Here is a 17258-nt window from a genome sequence, read left to right on the forward strand (position 1 = left end):
CTCGGCCTTGGCGGCCGCGCGCGTGGCGTCCGGCGAGACGCGGCCGCCGGCCGGATGAAAGGGCGGGTTGGTGAGGACGAGATCGAAGGCGCCGTCCGCGAGGCCGGCCGCCTCGCGCGCCGGGCGCAGCTGGAGAAGGTCGAGCTCGGCGACGCGCAGGCGACGGGAGAGATCAGCGTTCTCCGGCAACGCGAGGGTCCGGCGGGCAAGATCCACGATGGCCGGATCGCGCTCGGCGAGCGTCAAGTGGAGGGCCGGCGCGCGGGTCGCGGCGGCGAGGGCGACGGCGCCCGAACCGGACCCAAGGTCGGCCGCGGTGCCGCCCTGCCCCGGCTCGACGGTGGCAGCAAGCAGCAGCGCGTCGTCGCCGGCGCGAAGGCCGCCTCTCGCCGGCTGGAGAAGATGGAACGCGCCGCCGTAGAAGGCGTCCTTCGTGACCTCGCCCGACGGCTCAGGCACGGTCGGAGAGTTCGTGCGCCAGCCCCGCATCGCTGAGAAGGCGCCGGGCCTGATCGATCTCCTCGTCATCGACGAGAAGGCGGCGCGGCAGGATGCCGATCGAGCCGTCGAGGACGCTCATGTGGCTGTCGGCGAGGAGATGCCCGATCTCCGCATCGCGCAGGAGCGCCTGCACGAAGGAGAGGAGGACGGGATCGTTAGAGCGCAGGAGTTCGATCATGGCGGGGTCCAGTGGCCCCAAAAGCACGCCGGACGCAAGCCGGGACGTGTCCGAGGTCGCCCGATGCCGGCAGCGCGCCACTTTACGCACTTGCCGCCCAACGCCCGCCCGGCTATTGCGCGCGCAGCGATACGGAGAAGACCAGTGACCCTTGCCCGCCCCCTGGATCAGACGAGAGCGATCGCCTCGATCGACCCGATCCTCGGCCTGACGCGTGCGGACATGGATCGCGTCAACGCGCTGATCCTGTCCATGGCCGGGTCCAACGTCGAGCTCATTCCGGAAATCGCCGAACACCTGATCTCGTCGGGCGGCAAGCGGTTGCGGCCGATCCTCACCCTCGCCTCGGCGCTCGCCTTCGGTTACCGCGGCGAGAACCACGTGAAGCTCGCGGCCAGCGTCGAGTTCCTCCACACCGCGACGCTCCTCCACGACGACGTGGTGGACGAGAGCGACCTGCGCCGCGGCCGGAAGACCGCGCGCACGATCTGGGGCAACCAGGCGAGCGTTCTCGTCGGCGACTATCTCCTCGGCCAGGCCTTCAAGATGATGGTCGAGGTCGGCTCGATGCGCGCCCTGGCGATCCTCTCCAACGCGTCCGCCGTGATCGCCGAGGGCGAGGTCTGGCAGCTGTCGGCCGCCAAGCAGATGTCGACCACGGAAGCCGACTACATGGCGGTGATCGGCGCCAAGACCGCCGCCCTCTTCGCCGCCGCAGCGGAAGTCGGCCCGGTGATTGCGGGCGCGGGCGCCGACTTCGAGGCGGCGATGCGCGACTACGGCCTGCATCTCGGCCTCGCCTTCCAGCTCCTCGACGACGTCCTCGACTACGGCGGCTCGGCGGACGATCTCGGCAAGAACGTCGGCGACGACTTCCGCGAGGGCAAGATTACGCTGCCGGTCATCCTGTCCTACGCCGCCGGCAGCGAGGACGAGCGCGCCTTCTGGCGCGAGGCGATGGAAAACGGGCAGAACGACGACGCGGCTCTGGCGCGCGCGCGCGACCTCTTGGCGCGGCACGGGGCGCTGGAAGCGACGAAGGCACGGGCGCGCGAGCACGGGCGGCTCGCCTCGCAGGCCTTGTCGGTCCTGCCCGCCGGGCCGCACCGGGAGGCGCTCGACGCCGTGGTGGCGTTTTCGATCGAGCGGATCCGATAGTTCGTGCCGACGGCTGGCGTCGTCCGCCGTCGCAAAATAAACATTCTGGAAGCGGACACGGGTGAACGCGCCTCGCGCTGCCGAGGCAGCGGGCGGACATGAGCGCTGCGGCCGACGCTCTCGCGCCGGCAGGTCGGGAAAAAGGAAGTTCGACGTGGATAGAACGCGTATCTCGCGGATCGCTTTGGCCGCCGCCCTCGCCGCCGCCGTCCTGGCCGGCCCTGCCGCGGCGCAGACCGCAGAGCCCGCCGCGCAGGACGCGCCCGCCACCGGCACCGAACGCGCCACCGTGAACGTCCAGTCGCTGTCGGGCGCCTATCTCGCCGCCAAGCTCGCGCGTGAGAACCGCCAGCCCGGCATCGCCGCCGACTATTACGACGAAGCGCTCCGCCTCGATCCGACCTCCGACGTCCTGCAGCAGGAAGCGATGTTCGCCTATCTGGCGGACGGCCGCTTCAAGGACGGCGTCGACCTCGCGGCCAAGCTCGTTGACGACGACACGGTGGGCAAGGTCGCCCAGATCGCGGTCGCACTCGACGCCTTGCACGACGGCCGCTTCGACGCGGCGATCGAGTCGCTGAAGCTGCGCGACACGAGCGATCTCGACACGCTCCTCGTCGGCCATCTCTCCGCCTGGGCCGATGTTGGCGCCGGTCGCGGCCAGGACGCCATCCGCCGCGTCGAGGCGCTTCGCGGCGCCTCGTGGTTCGAGGCCTTCAACCAGTACGAGATCGGCCTGATCGCCGGGCTCACCGGCGATGTCGAGCGGGCACGCACCGCGTTCGGCGCGCTGATCTCCGACCAGAGCACGGCGCAGACCTCGGTCGACGCCTATCTCGCTGGCGCCGAGGCGCTGGCGCGCATCGAGGCGCGCTCGGGTCGCAAGCAGCAGGCGCTCGACGCCGTGGCGCGCGGCCTCGAGCTCGCGCCCGCCTACGAGCCGCTGACGCAGCTCGAGGCCGCGATCCGCGACGGCAAGGAGATCGACCCGCCGATCCGCGATGCGCAAGGGGGCGCCGCCGAGACGCTCTACATCCTCGGGCAGGCGATCAACCGCGGCGACGGGCAGGACGTCGCGCTTCTCTACTTCCAGTTCGCCAAGGCGGTCGCGAACACGGCCGATCCGAAGCTCCTGACCGCGCTTGCGGGCGTCGCCGACCGGTCGAAGCAGATCGACCTCGCGATCTCCTACTACGAGCAGATCCCGGAAGGCTCGCCCTACCGGCGCACCGCCGAGCTCCAGATGGGCCTCGACCTCTGGCAGGCCGAGCGAAAGGACGAGGCGAAGGTCCACCTGCGCAAGGCCGTCGAGAGCTACCCGGACGACCTCCAGGCGCACCTCGCGCTGGCCGACGTGCTGGCGGCCGACAAGGACTATGCGGGCGCGGTGACGATGCTCGACAAGGCGCTGACCCTCGCGCCGGCCGACGCGCCCAACGTGTGGAACATCTACTACCAGCGCGGCATCGCGCTCGAGCGCCAGAAGCAGTGGGACAAGGCCGAGCCGGACTTCCGCAAGGCACTGGAGCTCGAGCCGAACCAGCCGCAGGTCCTAAACTACCTCGGCTACTCGTGGGTCGACATGAACCGCAATCTCGACGAGGGGCTGGACATGATCCGCACCGCCGTCGAGCTGCGGCCGAACGACGGCTACATCATCGATTCGCTCGGCTGGGCCTACTACCGCCTCGGCCGCTTCGACGAGGCCGTCGAGCAGCTGGAACGCGCCGTCCTCATCATGCCCGCCGACCCGACGCTGAACGACCATCTCGGCGACGCCTACTGGCGGGTCGGGCGCACCCGCGAGGCGCGCTTCCAGTGGAACCGCGCGCTGGTCGGCGATCCCGCGCCGGAGGCGGCCGAGGTCGAGAAGATCAAGAAGAAGCTCGCCGAAGGCCTGGCACCGGTGGCCGACACGGCCGCGATCGCGCCGCCCGCCTCCGGCGGCGGAACCGAGGCCCCCAAGGTCTCGAACTGACGATCGCATGGACGCCTTCGTCCACGTTCCCTGGGTCACCACCGTCACCGCACGCGCCAAGATCAATCTGGCGCTGCATGTCGTCGGCCGCCGGGCCGACGGCTATCACGAACTGGAAAGCCTCGTCGCCTTCGCCGAGTTCGGCGATCGGCTGGAGATCGCCCCCGGCCCGCGCGACACGCTCAGCGTCGACGGGCCGCTCGGGGCGGGCGTGCCGACCGACGGCGGCAATCTCGTCATGAAGGCGCTGGCCCTCGCGCAGGCGCTCGCGCCCGCGAGCGGCGTGCGCCTGTCGCCGCTCGCCATCCGCCTCTCCAAGCATCTGCCGCATGCCGCCGGCATCGGCGGCGGTTCGGCGGATGCGGGCGCCCTGCTCGCCTGGATCGGGGCCCGGCATCCCGCGCTCCTACCCTCGCTTGCCGAACGCTGCGTCTCGCTCGGCGCCGACGTGCCGATGTGCCTGTCGGGCGAGGCGGCGGTGGTGCGCGGGATCGGCGAGCGCGCTGAGCGGCTGGCCGCCCTGCCCGCGATTCCCGTTCTCCTCGTCAATCCCGGCGTGCCGGTCGCGACTCCGGCCGTCTTCGCCGGCCTCGCACGGCGCGACAACGCGCCCCTCATGGCGCCGCCGGCGACAGGCTTTTCGGACCTCGAAACACTCGCGCGCTATCTCGAGGCCGCACGCAACGATCTGGAGCCCCCGGCGCTCGGGCTCGCGCCCGCGATCGGCGATGCCGTCGAGGCAGTGTCCGCGGCCGGCGCGCGCTTTGCGCGCATGTCGGGTTCCGGCGCAACGGTGTTCGGGCTCTTCGCCAGCGACGCCGCCTGCCGCGAGGCGGAGCGCTCGATCGCGGCGGCGCGGCCCGGCTGGTGGGTCAAGGCGACGCAACTGACGGGACAGACGCGATGAGCGAGCGCGAATTCATTCCCCTCTCGATCGCCGTCCTGACGGTCTCGGATACGCGCACGCCGGACGACGATCGATCGGGCGACACGCTGGTCGAGCGGCTGGAGGGCGCGGGCCATCGGCTCGGCGGCCGCCGGATCGTGCGCGACGACATCGAGGCAATCCGCGAATGCGTGCTCGGCTGGTCGCGCGATCCCGGCATCGACGTCGTGATCACCACGGGCGGCACCGGCTTCACCGGCCGCGACGTGACGCCGGAAGCGCTGGAGCCGATCTTCGACAAGCGGATGGACGGGTTCTCCATCGTATTCCACCGGATCTCCTTCGAGAAGATCGGCGTCTCGACGATCCAGTCGCGGGCAACCGCAGGGGTCGTCAACGCGACCTTCGTCTTCGCGCTGCCGGGCTCGCCCGGCGCCTGCCGCGACGGCTGGGACGGCATCCTCGCCGCGCAGCTCGACTATCGCCATCGCCCCTGCAACTTCGTCGAGATCATGCCGCGGCTGGACGAGCACCTGCGCCGCGGCGGCCTTTCGGCCTGACGCATCAGCCGCCGCGCCGCATCCGGCGGGGTTTCAGCGCGCGCACCAGGCGATCGATCCGTCCGCCGCTGGCGGGCGCGGCCGCCACCAGAGCCGCGCGCGAGGCGAGGACGCCGCCGCGCGAGCGCCCGAACAGGCGGTCGAAGATGCCGGGCTCGGGCTCCGGCAGCCGGGCCGCGGCGACCGCCGACCGGCCGCCCGCATACCGCACCACCCGGTCGATCCAGTTCTCCGGCAGACGCTCGCCCGAGCGCAGGATCAGCACCCACTCGCCCTTCAGGGCCGCCGGGGCCGCCAGCACTTCGCCTGCGGAGGCCAGACGGCAGCCCGCGTGATCGGCGACGCGCCGAACGTCGTCCCCCACCGCATCGAGAACCACGACGTCGCGCAGGATCCCCTCCACCGCGCCCGAGACGAGTGGCGAGAGGGTCTGCGCGAAGGCGGGCGCATCGTCGGCGCCGTGGATCAGGACGGTCAGCATCGCGTCCCGCGTTATCGCAAAGCGGCGCCGCCCGCCAGCTTCCTCTTTCGTTCTCATTTGTTCTTGTATTGTTCCGATCCGATGAATAGGATCAGGGTCTCAACGGGATCGTATCCGAGGGAACCCAATCCCATGTCCGAGATCCGAAGCATCGACCGCGCCGCGCTCGGCCCAGGCCGCGGCGTCGACATCGCGAACCACATGCTGAACCAGTCGGGCCTGCGCGTCGGCTTTGACCGCCGGCGTGGTCGCGGCGCGGGGCTGAACCCGTCCGGCCGCTTCGAGCCCTTCGCGCGGGCTGCGTTCGACGACGGCTGGGCGACCATCGACGAGCTGCCGCCGTTCCGCACCGAGGTGCAGAACGAGGCGGCGCGCACGATCATCACGCGCAACCAGTCGCCCGACATTTCCTTCGACCGCTCGGTGAACCCCTATCGCGGCTGCGAGCACGGCTGCGTCTACTGCTTTGCGCGGCCGAGCCACGCCTATATGGGCCTGTCGCCCGGCCTCGACTTCGAATCCAAGCTCTTCGCCAAGCCGAACGCGGCCGAGCTTCTGGAGGAGGAGCTGTCGAAACCCGGCTACGAGCCCCGCTCGATTGCCATCGGCACCAACACCGACCCCTATCAGCCGATCGAAAAGACGCGGCGGATCATGCGCGAGATCCTCGAGGTGCTGGAGCGGGCAAACCATCCGGTCGGCATCGTGACGAAGTCGGCGCTGGTGACGCGCGACATCGACATTCTCCAGCGCATGGCCGCCAAGGGGCTGGCGCGGGTCGCCGTGTCCGTCACGACGATGGACCGCCAGTTGGCGCGCCTGATGGAGCCGCGGGCGGCGACGCCACCCAAGCGCTTTGATGCCGTGCGCCAGCTGACCGAGGCGGGCATCCCGACCATGGTGATGACCGCGCCGATCATTCCGGGGCTGACGGATTCCGAGATCGAGCGGCTTCTTGAGGCGGCAGCGGAGGCTGGCGCGAAGGAGGTCGGCTACGTGCTCCTGCGCCTGCCGCTCGAAGTGTCGCCGCTCTTCAAGGACTGGCTCCTGCGCCACTATCCCAACCGCTACCGCCACGTGATGGCGCTCCTGCGTTCGATGCGCGACGGCAAGGACTACGACCCCGAATGGGGTCAGCGGATGACCGGCAAGGGGCCCTACGCCCAGCAGATCAAGCGCCGCTTCGAGCTGGCCGCCAAGCGTCTGGCGCTGAACCTCGAGCGATCCACGCTGCGCAACGACCTCTTCCGCGCGCCGAAGGGCGGCGGCGTGCAGCTCTCGCTGCTCTGAAACGCCGCGGGCCGTCCGGGCGCCCGCGCCGGACGCTGAACACACCGGGAGGCTGGCGAGCCTCCCTATCGATCGTCCGGGGCCGCATCCGGACGACGGACGTCGGCGGTCTCCCCGTTCCGCCGCCGTCGCAGAAGAGCACGGCGGTCCGCCAACCCGCCGCCGGGCTTGAGAAGGATCGGAGAATGCGCGAGGTTCGCCGCACGATGACTCGCCGTTCCTCCGATCCTTCACTCCCCACCCTCTTCGCGCCCGGCCTCGTGCTGCCCCGCTCCGACGAGCCGGGGCCGAACGACACCATCGAGCGGCATCTTATGGCTATGGGACATCAGCGGATCGCCGGCGTCGACGAGGCAGGGCGCGGGCCGCTGGCCGGTCCGGTCGTCGCGGCGGCGGTCGTGCTCGATTTCGCTCGCCTGCCGCAGGGGCTCGACGATTCCAAGAAGCTGAAGGCCGCTCAGCGCGAGCGCCTCTACGAGGCGATCATTCAGAGCGCCGAGGTTGGCATCGGCACGGCGGGCGCGGTGGAGATCGACCGCGTCAACATCCGGCAGGCGACTCTGAACGCCATGCGCCGGGCGCTGGCGGGCCTCGCATGCGAGCCGAACCATGCGCTCGTCGACGGGCGCGACGTTCCGCCCCGCCTCGCCTGCCCCGCAACGGCCGTCATCGGCGGCGACGCGCATTCGCTGTCGATCGCTGCCGCCTCGATCATAGCGAAGGTGACACGCGACCGGATGATGGCGGCGCTCTGCGATCAGCATCCCGCCTACGGCTTCGGCCGGCACATGGGCTACGGGACGGCCGCGCATCTTGCGGCTATCGAGGTGGCCGGCCCCTGCATCCACCACCGCCGCAGCTTCGCCCCGATCGCGGCCCGTCTGGCGCGCGCCGGCTGAGGTCTGCGATCGCAAGCGGATCGAACGATCGGCGGGAGGCTTTTGTGCTCGACACGCCGACGTCGGCGGCGGGCTCGCTGCGGCGCTTAGGGGCTCCGGTGTGACCGCGTCGGCTGTCGATCCCCAAGAGAACGCACCGACAACTCCGAGACTCAGACGATCGCGTCGTTTCGGCCAGCCAAACGAACGGCCGCCTCCAGGCGAATCATGGCCGCGGTGAATGCGGTTCGTGCAGCTCCAGGCTGCAGGTCGTTCATGTGGACCCGGTCTGAAACCCAAGCGGCCCCTCCAGACGCAAAAAAGCCGCCCCGGAGGGCGGCTTGTGCGGTTCGGTCCTGCGGGGCACTCAGTTGAGGCGGCGGCGGACTTCCTCGATGGAGCGCTCGGTCATCTGGCCATCGGTACCGAGATTGCGCTCCGCGATGACACGGGTCGCGGCGTCGATCGCGATGTTGACGGCGGAGGCGCGGACCTCGGCGATCGCGTCGGCTTCGGCCTGGGCGATCTTCTGCTCGGCGACCTGCGTGCGGCGAGCGACGTATTCCTCGCTCTTGATGCGAGCTTCCTCGACGAGACCGGCGGCCTCGCGCTGGGCGCTGGCGACGATCTCGCGGGCTTCGGCTTCCGCCTCGCGGCGGCGGCGCTGGTAGTCGGCCAGCTGGCGCTTGGCCTCTTCCTTCAACTCGCGGGCCTCCTCCATCTCGTTCTCGATCCGCTTGGCGCGGCTGTCGAGCGAGCGGGCGGCCATCGCCGGCGCCTTGAAGTACATCACGACGGCGAGGAAGAGGATGAGGCCGATCAGCGCCCAGAATGTTGCGTCGAATGCCATGATTCAGCTCCTCAGGCGCGAACGGCGCGAACGGCGTTGGCGACCTCGTCGTGCGAGACGTTGGCACCGGTCAGTTCGGTCAGGATGGCCTCGGCGGCATCGGTCGCGATCGTATCGACGTCGGCGAGCGCGCGGGCCTTGATCTCGGCGATGCGGGCCTGCGCCGTCTCGAGCCTGGCGTCGAGTTCGCCCTCGATGCGCTTGCGCTCGGTGTCGGCGCTGGAGCGGGCCGAATCGCGGGCCTCGCCGGCGATCTTCTGCGAGTTGGCGCGGGCGCTGGCGAGCTCCTGCTCGTAGGCGGCCTGCGCCTCGTCGGCATCGGCGCGCATGCGCTCGGCCGCCTCGAGATCGGCGGCAATGCGCTCGCGGCGGTTCTCGAGAACCGATGCGATGCGCGGGATGATCGTCTTCGACAGGACGTAGTAGAAGACGCCGAAGCTAATCGCCAGCCACAGGATCTGGGAGGCGAAGAATTCGGGGTTCAGCGGCGGGAAGGTACCGCCCGCTTCGTGCGCGCCCTCGGGCACGCCGATGGCTTCCGCGGTCGGGGGAGTGGGAGAGGTGGTCAACGGCGTTCCATGCCCATCAGGCGCACCCTCTGTCTGCGCGAAAGCTTCGGTGACGAACATGTCCTACTCCGATGATACGGGTCCGGCCGCCCCGTCCGGGGCGGCCGGCTGCACAATCCCAAGAACTTGAGATTAGACGAAGAGCAGCAGCAGCGCGATGAGCAGCGAGAAGATGCCCAGAGCTTCCGTGACGGCGAAGCCGAAGATCAGGCGGCCGAACTGGCCGTCGGCAGCCGACGGGTTGCGCAGCGCGCCGGTGAGGAAGCTCGAGAAGATGTTGCCGAGCGCGAGGGCCGTGCCGGCCATGCCGAAGCAAGCCAGACCAGCGCCGATGTAACGTGCAGCTTCCGCGTCCATGAGAAACTCCTTTAGTGGATCGTGCGGGGGATTGAGGCCCGCGACCGAGACGGCCGCGTGACGAGGGGAAGCGGTCAGTGGTGAACGTGGACCGCGTCGTTGAGGTACATGCAGGTCAGGACCGCGAAAACGTAGGCCTGCAGGAACGCCACGAGGAATTCGAGCGCCGTGATGCCGACGGTCATGAGCAGCGGCAGGATCGCGCCGCCCACACCGACTGCGCCGAGCGCGCCGAGCGAGGTCACGAAGCCCGCGAAGACCTTGAGCGTGATGTGGCCCGCCAGCATGTTGGCGAAGAGACGAACCGAGAGCGACACCGGGCGGGACAGGAACGAGATGATCTCGATGAGGACCACGAAGGGCACGACGGCCGCCGGAACGCCGGAGGGAACGAAGACCTTGAACCAGCCGAGCCCGTGGCCCTTGATGCCGGCGACCACCACCGTGCCGATCACGAGGAGCGCCAGCGCGAAGGTGACGATCAGGTGGCTGGTGACGGTGAAGAAGTACGGGAACATCCCGAGGAGGTTCGCCACCAGGATGAACATGAACAGCGAGAACACGAGGGGGAAGAACTTCATCCCCTTCGATCCCGCCGCGTCGCGCAGCATGCTGGCGATGAATTCGTAGGAGAGTTCCGAGACCGACTGCGAGCGGCTCGGCACCAGTCCGCGACCGCGGGTCGACCAATACAGGAAGCCCGTGGCGACCGCGACAGTCGCGACCATGAACAACGAAGAATTGGTGAACGAGAAATCGACCCCGCCGATTTCGATCGGAACCAGCCGAGAAATCTGAAACTGATGAAGGGGATCGTTCGCCAAACGCTTGGTCCTCTTATGCTCGCCCTCTCGGAGCGAGACTGCCATAGCGTCCCGAACCGCGCTTCGCAACACCCTCCGGGGCGAAATGCCTGCTCTGTCCCCGTGCGATCCACTTATCGTGAAGGGGGATCGCTCGGCGGGGTCGGCTGGCTGGCCGAACGGATGACGTTGAGGACGCCGGCGGCGAAGCCGAGGAGCAGGAAGACGATCAATCCGAAGGGCGTCGTTCCGAAAAGCTGATCGATGCCGTAGCCGATCACGGCGCCCACGACGACGCCGGCGATGAACTCGCTGGCGATCTTCAGCCCCTGCGCCATGCCCTGCATGGAGCCGGGCTTGCCGTCGGTCTCGGGCTGGAGCGTCTTCTGCGTCGCCTTGAAATGGTCGAGGCGGGCCTGCAGGCGGGCCCGGTCGGCAGCGCGCTCGGCGTCGGTCTTGTCCGTGTCGTCGTTCATCGCGTGCCGCCCTGCCGAAAGCGGCGAGCCATCCGGCCGCCGCATCCTTCACTTCGCCGTGTCCGGCAGGATGCCGGTGCCCTCTCCCGCATCTAAGGCAGAGTCGCGCCCGGCGACAGGGCGTCAGCGCCAGCCGCCGCCATAGGTGCGATAGAAGACGTGGAGGCCGATCTTGTCGACCTTCTGCATGGTCTTCGCCCAACGGGGACGGACATAGGTCGCGTGGTAGTGCGTCGCCGAGCCGACCTCGGGGAGCCACGTCTTGCCGCGCGTCACCTCGTCGGCGATCCGCTTGGCGGTGCCGTAGGCGCGCTTGTTCCAGATGACGTCCTTGACGCCGTCGCAGGCGAAGGAGAACTGGCAGCGATTCTTCCAGTCCTGGTTCTGGTAGACGACGCCGCAGATGGTCTTGGGATAGGCGGGATTGCGCACGCGGTTCAGGATGACCTGCGCCACCGCCGCCTGACCCTTCTCGGTCTCGCCGCGCGCCTCGAAATAGATGCCGTTGGCGAGGCAGGTCTGCTCCTTCTCGGTGAAGGAGGACGCCGGAAGGATCGAGGCGGCCCAGGAATGGTCCTTCGGCGAGATCGGCGGGATGAAGTCCTGGCCCTGCGGATGGAGCACGGCGTCGAAGAGGCTGGAGTGTCCGGGCTGGGATTCGGGCGCATAGGCCGCCAGCGTCTGCAGTGCGTCGACCTTGCCGGCGGGAATGGCGTCGGGCGCGGGCTTGTCGCGGCGAGCGGCGACCTGGACGGGATCCGGCGCTGCGGTCGCGCCGGCCTCCGCCCCGCTGCGGCGGAACGCCGCGACGCGGGTCGGCCCGCCGAACGGCAGCGGGCCGGCGAGCGCGGTGCGCATCTCGTCGTCGCCCATGGCAAGGCCCGGACGCAGAAGGTTGGTCGCGGCGACGATGGCGCCGGCCGCGAACTTCGGCTGCACGGCGGCGAGCGGACGGGGTCCGACGCGCCCTCCCCGCTCGGCGGGAATGCGGGCCGAGCCGTCGCGAACGAAGACCGAGCCGTCGGCCGGCTGCGCCACGAGATCGGCATCGCCATCTTCGAAGCCCGGATTGCCGGCGAAGGCGGACAGCGTGAGGAGCGGGCCGGCGAGATCGTCCGGCGTGCCGGCCGTCGACAGGTCTGCGTTGGGCAGCGTGGTCGGCAGGGCTGGGAGAATCAGGAGCGCGGCACCGATCGACAGGAGCGTGCGGCGAAACGCGGCGCGGCGTGCGGCGGATCTGCGGTCCGCCCTGCGGGCGCCGTGCTTCGCTGTTCTCATGACCGGCTTCCGCATCGGTTCCATCGGAAGACGATCATCGCTCATTAACCTTATCGGAGGGTTAATGAGCCGGCGGGGCGGCCGGCGCCGCTCCGCCCGTCAGAATTTCTTGGCCTTGTGGGCGTAGGGGTTGTCGGACTTTCGCATCGTCATGCGGATCGGGATGCCGGTCAGGCCGAACTGCTCGCGCAGGCCGTTGACGAGGTAGCGCGTGTAGGCGGTGCCGACGGCCTCGGGGCGCGAGGTGTGGAGGATGAAGGTCGGCGGGCGCGTCTTGATCTGCGTCATGTACTTGATGTTGACGCGCCGGCCCGAGACCGCCGGGGGCGGATGGTGCGAGACCATGCGCTCCAGCCACTGGTTGAGCTTGGCGGTGGAAACGCGCCGGTTCCAGGTCTCGTGGGTCTCGGTGATCGCCTTCATCAGGCGGTCGAGCCCCTCGCCCGTCGCGCCCGCGACGGTGACGGCCTTGACGCCACGCACCTGCGGCAGGAGGCGCTCGGTCTTTTCGCGCAGGTCCGCCAGCACCGCCTGCCGGTCCTCGACGAGGTCCCACTTGTTGAAGGCGAGAACCGGCGCTCGGCCCTCGCGAGCGATGAGGTCGACCAGCGTCAGGTCCTGCTTCTCGAAGGGGATCGTCACGTCGAAGACGATCACGACGACCTCGGCGAAGCGGATGGCGCGCAGCGCGTCGGCGACGGACAGCTTCTCCAGCTTCTCCTGCACGCGCGCCCGGCGGCGCATGCCGGCCGTGTCGAACATCTTCACGCGGCGGCCGCGCCACTCCCACTCGACCGAAATCGAATCGCGCGTGATGCCGGCCTCGGGGCCCGTCAGGAGGCGGTCCTCGCCGAGGAAGCGGTTGACCAGCGTCGACTTGCCGGCGTTCGGGCGGCCGACGATCGCGATGTTGAGCGGCTTCGTCGCGTCGTAGCGCTCGATCGGCTCGCCGTCCTCGTCGAACTCGATCTCGGCTTCCGGGTCGGCGTCGGCGGCGTCCGGGTCCTCGAAGGCTTCGATGCCCAGCGCCTCGACGATCGCATCGCGCAGGTCGCCCATGCCTTCGCCGTGCTCGGCTGAGATGGCGCAGGGCTGGCCGAGGCCGAGCGAGAAAGCGTCGTAGAAGCCGGTGTCGGAGCCCCGCGCCTCGGACTTGTTTGCGACGAGGATCACCGGCTTGCCGCGGCGGCGCAGGAGATCGCCGAGGGTCTCGTCCTGCGGCGTCACGCCGGCCTTGGCATCGACCACGAAGAGCGACAGGTCGGCGTCCTGGATCGCCAACTCGGTCTGGGCGCGCATGCGCCCTTCCAGCGTGTCGGCGCCCGCCTCCTCTAGGCCGGCCGTGTCGATGACGCGGAAGTCGAGATCGAGCAGGCGCGCCTCGCCTTCGCGCCGGTCGCGCGTGACCCCCGGCCGGTCGTCCACCAGCGCGAGCTTGCGCCCGACCAGCCGGTTGAACAGGGTGGACTTGCCGACGTTCGGCCGACCGATGATGGCGATGGTGACCATGGTGTCCTCGTGGCTCCCGTCACGCCGGGGGCTGGGCAGGCGATGCCGGCGCAGGCGTCTCGGCCGGCGCGGCGGGGGCCGGCGTCGCGGGCGCGGCGGGTGCGGCCGGAGCCGCTGCGGTGGTTTCGGTGACCGGCGCGGCCGGCGCAGCCGTGGGCGCGGCCGGCGTCGAGGCCGCGATCAGCTCCTGCATCAGGCCGGCGCGGCGGCGGATGCCGTTCGGGGCGCCGAGGTCTTCCTGCAGCTGGTCGAACATCGTGCGAGCGGTCTCGATGTCGCCGGCCTTCCAGGCGGCAAGGCCCAGCGCCTCGCGCGCGGGGAAGCGAAGCGGCTCCGCGTCGCCGGTCAACCGTTCGACGCGGGCGCGCACGTCGGCGAGCGAGCCGTGATCGACGAGGAGATAGGCCGCGCGCACGGCCGCCATGTCGCGCAGGCCCTGCGGCGCGCTGGACATGTTGGCCACTTCGTCGAAGGCGGCGACGGCCGCTGCGGGATCGTCGGCAACGCGCGCTTCGGCGAGCCGCATGCGCGCGAGCGCCGGATAGGCGCCGACGCCGTTCTGCGCGAGGCCGTCGAGGATGGCGTTCCCCTCCTGCGTCTTGCCCTCCGAATAGAGGGCGGTCGCCTGAAGAAGCCTGTCGCCGTCGGCGGCCGCGATGCCTGCCTGATAGCGCTGCCAGAGGACGTAGCCGGCGACGCCGAGCACGATCAGCACCGCGACGATCACGGCGGCCGTGCCGTAGCGGATCCACAACGCGCGGACACGCTCCTGACGAAGCTCCTCGTTCACCTCGCGAACGAATGTGTCATTGCTCATGGACGCTCAACCTTGGCGCTGGATCGGGTGGCCGGCAGGGCCGGGCCGCATAGGCCTGCGCTTTTGAACGATTTTTCCCCGCGAAGGAAGCCATGGGCCGATCGCATGCGGTTTTCCGCAGCACGCCTCGCTCGTTCGCGCGCGCCGGAATGCGGGATGGCCCTGGCGGGACCGCCTTGGCCCGAACGCAGGAAGGGCGCGGGGATCCTGGCCCGCGCCCTTCCTGCGTTCGATGACGTGGTGGACGGGCCGCCGGGATCAGAACTCTTCCCAGTCGTCGGCGGACGCCGCGGGTGCAGCCGCGGCCCCACCCCGTCCCTGGCTCCGCATCTGGACGACCGGGCGGGCGGCCGTGACCGGCGCGGCGCGCGGCGCCTCGCGGCGGACGGCGCGCTGGGCCTGCGTCGCGTGCCCCTGCGAGGAGAAGAGCTTGAACTCGCCGATGAGGCGGGCAAGCTCGTCGGTCTCGGTGGCGAGCGTCTGCGCGGCGGCGGTCGCCTGCTCGACCATCGCGGCGTTCTGCTGGGTCACCTTGTCCATCTGGTCGGCCGCGGTCTTCACCTCCTTGAGGGAAATCGCCTGCTCGCGGGTGCGGGTCGCGATCTCGGCCACCGTGCGGCTGACCTCGCCGACCTCGGCGATGATCTCGTCGAGGCTGCGGCCCGAGGCGGTGACGAGCTCGACGCCCGCCTCGACCTGCGCGCCGGACGCGGAGATGAGGTCCTTGATCTCCTTGGCGGCTTCCGCCGAGCGCTGGGCAAGGCCCCGCACCTCCTGCGCCACGACCGCAAAGCCCCGGCCGGCTTCGCCGGCGCGTGCGGCCTCGACGCCGGCGTTGAGCGCCAGCAGGTTCGTCTGGAAGGCGATCTCGTCGATAACGCCGATGATGCGGCCGATCTTCTCGGAGCTTTCCTCGATGGCGCGCATCGCGGTGATCGCCCGGCCGACGATCTCGCCGCCCTTGGCCGCGTTGCGGTTGGCGCTCTCGGCGGACGTCAGCGCGCGGCCGGCGCCTTGCGCCGTCTCGTCGACGGCGCGCGTCACCTCGGCGAGCGCTGCGACGGTCTCCTCGAGACTGGCCGCCTGCTGCTCGGTGCGCTGCGACAGATCGTTCGAGGCGGCGTTGATTTCGCCGAGCCCGGTGCGCAGCGATCCGATCGCGTTGACGACCGAGCCCATCGTCCCTTCGAGACGCTCCACCGACGTGTTGAACTGGTCGCGGATCGGCTGGTAGCGCTCGGCCACCGGCTGGTCGAGGCGCACCGTCAGGTCGCCGTCCGACAGACGCGAGAAGCCGCCCTGAACGCTGTCGACGAAGGCCTGGAGTTCCGCCTTCGAGGCGCGCTCGGCCGCGGCGACGCGGTCGCGCTCGGCGGCCTGCGAGGCACGCATCGCCGAGGCTTCGGCCTCGAGGCGGGCCTGCTCCACGGCGGCCAGCCGGAAGGTTTCCACCGTGCCGGCCATCTGGCCGATCTCGTCGCCCCGGTCGAGCGACGGGACGACAACGTCGCGCTGCCCCTTGGCGAGTTCGCCCATGACCTGGCGCAGTCGCGCGACCGGCGCGGCGATCGTGCGGATCAGCATCCATCCCAGAAGGCAGGCGGCGCCCAGAAGCAGGCCGATGGCCACGAGGATCTGGACGATCCCCTGCCCATAGGCGTTCTGCTGAACGTCGGCGAGCGAGGCCGCCTGCGTCCTCATCGTGTCGATTGCCGTATCGATGTTGGTCTCGATCGGATCGATCAGCGCGTCCGCCTTTTCGGAGCGCATGAACGGACCAGCCTGCGCGATCGTCGCGGGGTCGGAGGCCAGCTTCAGCGCGGCCTGGACGATCTGCGTATGCCAGGCTTCCATGCCGGCCGAGGCGTCCTGGAAGTGCTGCTTGATAGCCGGGTCGAGGGGGACCGCGTCCAGTTCGGCCGCAGCTTTACGGAAGTTGGCGTAATGCTTGGCGACCTTCTGAGCCATCTCATCCGATGGCATCAGGATATAGCCGCGCGTCGAATTTTCCTGACGGGTTACCAGAAGGCGCAAGAGCAGCGCGTCGTTGATGCTGTCGCCGACCACGATGCGCGCCTGACGCGCCTCCTCGATCGAGGTCATGGTGCCGTAGACGACGGTGCCCATGATGGCGGATCCGACGACCATCGCGGCGAAGCTCGCCATGATCTTCTTGCCGATCGAGATGTTGGACAGCTTCATGGGGCTCGGCTCGATGCGAGGGAACTGCGACCCGAAGCGCTTCGTCGAAGCCACCCCGCTGGTCAGGTTGCAGCGAAGTGAAACATGCAATTCATAGGAAATACTGAAGACGCCGGAGGACCGACAGCCGAATGACAGGAATCATCGTACGGTGCGGTCCTGACACTGACACCGCGCGCACGGAACGCGACGACGCCGCCGGTGTGAGCCGGCGGCGTCGCGTGGGTGGGGTCGTCCCGTCGTGTGACGCGGGCTACTCGGCGGCCATCGCGGCGATGCCGTTCTCGAAGCGGGTGGAGGCGGCCACGGCGTCGATGTCGAGGATGAGCGCCACGCGGCCGTCGCCGAGGATCGTCGCGGCGGCGATGCCGGCGACGCGGCCGTAGTTCGCCTCGAGGCTCTTGATGACGACCTGGCGCTGGCCCTGGATGCTGTCGACGAGGAGCGCCGAGCGCTGGCCGTTCTCGGCCTCGACGAGGATCGCGAC

General features: G+C 69.8%; 19 protein-coding genes. 6 read left to right on the forward strand and 13 right to left on the reverse strand.

Going from position 1 to position 17258, the window contains the following annotated elements; all coding sequences use genetic code 11:
* Both QZ753_RS02155 and QZ753_RS02160 read right to left on the reverse strand, forming a co-directional pair.
* Positions 1–459 (reverse strand): methyltransferase (locus QZ753_RS02155; protein WP_294640794.1); only part of this gene is annotated, 459 nt, incomplete at its 3' end.
* Entirely contained in the window at positions 452–679 is a 228-nt protein-coding gene (locus QZ753_RS02160; protein WP_055888530.1) for a DUF2007 domain-containing protein, read from the reverse strand. The genes QZ753_RS02155 and QZ753_RS02160, both read right to left, overlap by 8 nt.
* A gap of 144 nt (positions 680–823) precedes the next feature.
* Here QZ753_RS02160 and QZ753_RS02165 point away from each other — a divergent pair, with 144 nt between their 5' ends.
* From QZ753_RS02165 to moaB, 4 genes are all read left to right on the forward strand, one after another.
* Positions 824–1837, forward strand: a complete 1014-nt coding sequence (locus tag QZ753_RS02165; protein ID WP_294640796.1) for a polyprenyl synthetase family protein — start codon at positions 824–826, stop codon at positions 1835–1837.
* A gap of 154 nt (positions 1838–1991) precedes the next feature.
* A complete protein-coding gene (locus QZ753_RS02170; protein ID WP_294640798.1) occupies positions 1992–3815 on the forward strand; it encodes a tetratricopeptide repeat protein in 1824 nt (607 codons plus the stop codon).
* Between the two features lie 7 nt (positions 3816–3822).
* Positions 3823–4722, forward strand: coding sequence for a 4-(cytidine 5'-diphospho)-2-C-methyl-D-erythritol kinase (locus QZ753_RS02175; RefSeq protein ID WP_294640800.1), 900 nt, complete (start codon positions 3823–3825; stop codon positions 4720–4722).
* Positions 4719–5261 carry a molybdenum cofactor biosynthesis protein B gene (gene moaB / locus QZ753_RS02180; RefSeq protein ID WP_294640802.1) on the forward strand — a complete coding sequence of 181 codons (543 nt, stop codon included), beginning with the start codon at positions 4719–4721 and terminating at the stop codon, positions 5259–5261. The genes QZ753_RS02175 and moaB overlap by 4 nt, the downstream gene beginning before the upstream one ends.
* A 4-nt stretch (positions 5262–5265) precedes the next feature.
* Here moaB and QZ753_RS02185 read toward each other — a convergent pair whose 3' ends face one another.
* Positions 5266–5742, reverse strand: coding sequence for a hypothetical protein (locus QZ753_RS02185; protein WP_294640803.1), 477 nt, complete (start codon positions 5740–5742; stop codon positions 5266–5268).
* A gap of 132 nt (positions 5743–5874) precedes the next feature.
* Between QZ753_RS02185 and QZ753_RS02190 the strand changes: the two genes are divergently transcribed.
* Both QZ753_RS02190 and QZ753_RS02195 read left to right on the forward strand, forming a co-directional pair.
* Positions 5875–7032 carry a PA0069 family radical SAM protein gene (locus QZ753_RS02190; protein ID WP_294640806.1) on the forward strand — a complete coding sequence of 386 codons (1158 nt, stop codon included), beginning with the start codon at positions 5875–5877 and terminating at the stop codon, positions 7030–7032.
* Between the two features lie 185 nt (positions 7033–7217).
* The gene (locus QZ753_RS02195; protein ID WP_294640807.1) at positions 7218–7931 is read left to right on the forward strand and encodes a ribonuclease HII; all 714 of its coding nucleotides are present in this window, start codon (positions 7218–7220) and stop codon (positions 7929–7931) included.
* 346 nt (positions 7932–8277) lie between these two features.
* Here the strand turns inward: QZ753_RS02195 and QZ753_RS02200 are convergent, their stop codons facing one another.
* The 10 genes from QZ753_RS02200 to QZ753_RS02245 all read right to left on the reverse strand — a co-directional run.
* Complete coding sequence (locus QZ753_RS02200; protein ID WP_294640809.1) at positions 8278–8760, reverse strand: F0F1 ATP synthase subunit B; 483 nt, start codon at positions 8758–8760, stop codon at positions 8278–8280.
* A gap of 11 nt (positions 8761–8771) precedes the next feature.
* A complete protein-coding gene (locus QZ753_RS02205; RefSeq protein WP_294640811.1) occupies positions 8772–9389 on the reverse strand; it encodes a F0F1 ATP synthase subunit B in 618 nt (205 codons plus the stop codon).
* Positions 9390–9461: 72 nt separating this feature from the next.
* Positions 9462–9686, reverse strand: a complete 225-nt coding sequence (locus tag QZ753_RS02210; RefSeq protein ID WP_055888550.1) for a F0F1 ATP synthase subunit C — start codon at positions 9684–9686, stop codon at positions 9462–9464.
* Positions 9687–9760: 74 nt separating this feature from the next.
* Positions 9761–10510, reverse strand: a complete 750-nt coding sequence (locus QZ753_RS02215) for a F0F1 ATP synthase subunit A (protein WP_055888552.1) — start codon at positions 10508–10510, stop codon at positions 9761–9763.
* A 113-nt stretch (positions 10511–10623) separates the two neighbouring features.
* Positions 10624–10965, reverse strand: a complete 342-nt coding sequence (locus tag QZ753_RS02220) for an AtpZ/AtpI family protein (RefSeq protein WP_294640814.1) — start codon at positions 10963–10965, stop codon at positions 10624–10626.
* Positions 10966–11088: 123 nt separating this feature from the next.
* On the reverse strand, positions 11089–12243 hold the full coding sequence (locus tag QZ753_RS02225) for a cell wall hydrolase (RefSeq protein WP_294640816.1): 1155 nt from the start codon (positions 12241–12243) through the stop codon (positions 11089–11091).
* Positions 12244–12342: 99 nt separating this feature from the next.
* Positions 12343–13752, reverse strand: a complete 1410-nt coding sequence (gene der / locus QZ753_RS02230) for a ribosome biogenesis GTPase Der (RefSeq protein ID WP_294640818.1) — start codon at positions 13750–13752, stop codon at positions 12343–12345.
* A 19-nt stretch (positions 13753–13771) separates the two neighbouring features.
* On the reverse strand, positions 13772–14569 hold the full coding sequence (locus QZ753_RS02235) for a tetratricopeptide repeat protein (RefSeq protein ID WP_367171482.1): 798 nt from the start codon (positions 14567–14569) through the stop codon (positions 13772–13774).
* Positions 14570–14827: 258 nt separating this feature from the next.
* Positions 14828–16771, reverse strand: coding sequence for a methyl-accepting chemotaxis protein (locus QZ753_RS02240; RefSeq protein ID WP_294640819.1), 1944 nt, complete (start codon positions 16769–16771; stop codon positions 14828–14830).
* 253 nt (positions 16772–17024) lie between these two features.
* Positions 17025–17258 (reverse strand): chemotaxis protein CheW (locus QZ753_RS02245; protein WP_294640821.1); only part of this gene is annotated, 234 nt, incomplete at its 5' end.

Origin of the sequence: uncultured Aureimonas sp. (assembly GCF_913775355.1) — a bacterium.
GTDB lineage: Bacteria > Pseudomonadota > Alphaproteobacteria > Rhizobiales > Rhizobiaceae > Aureimonas.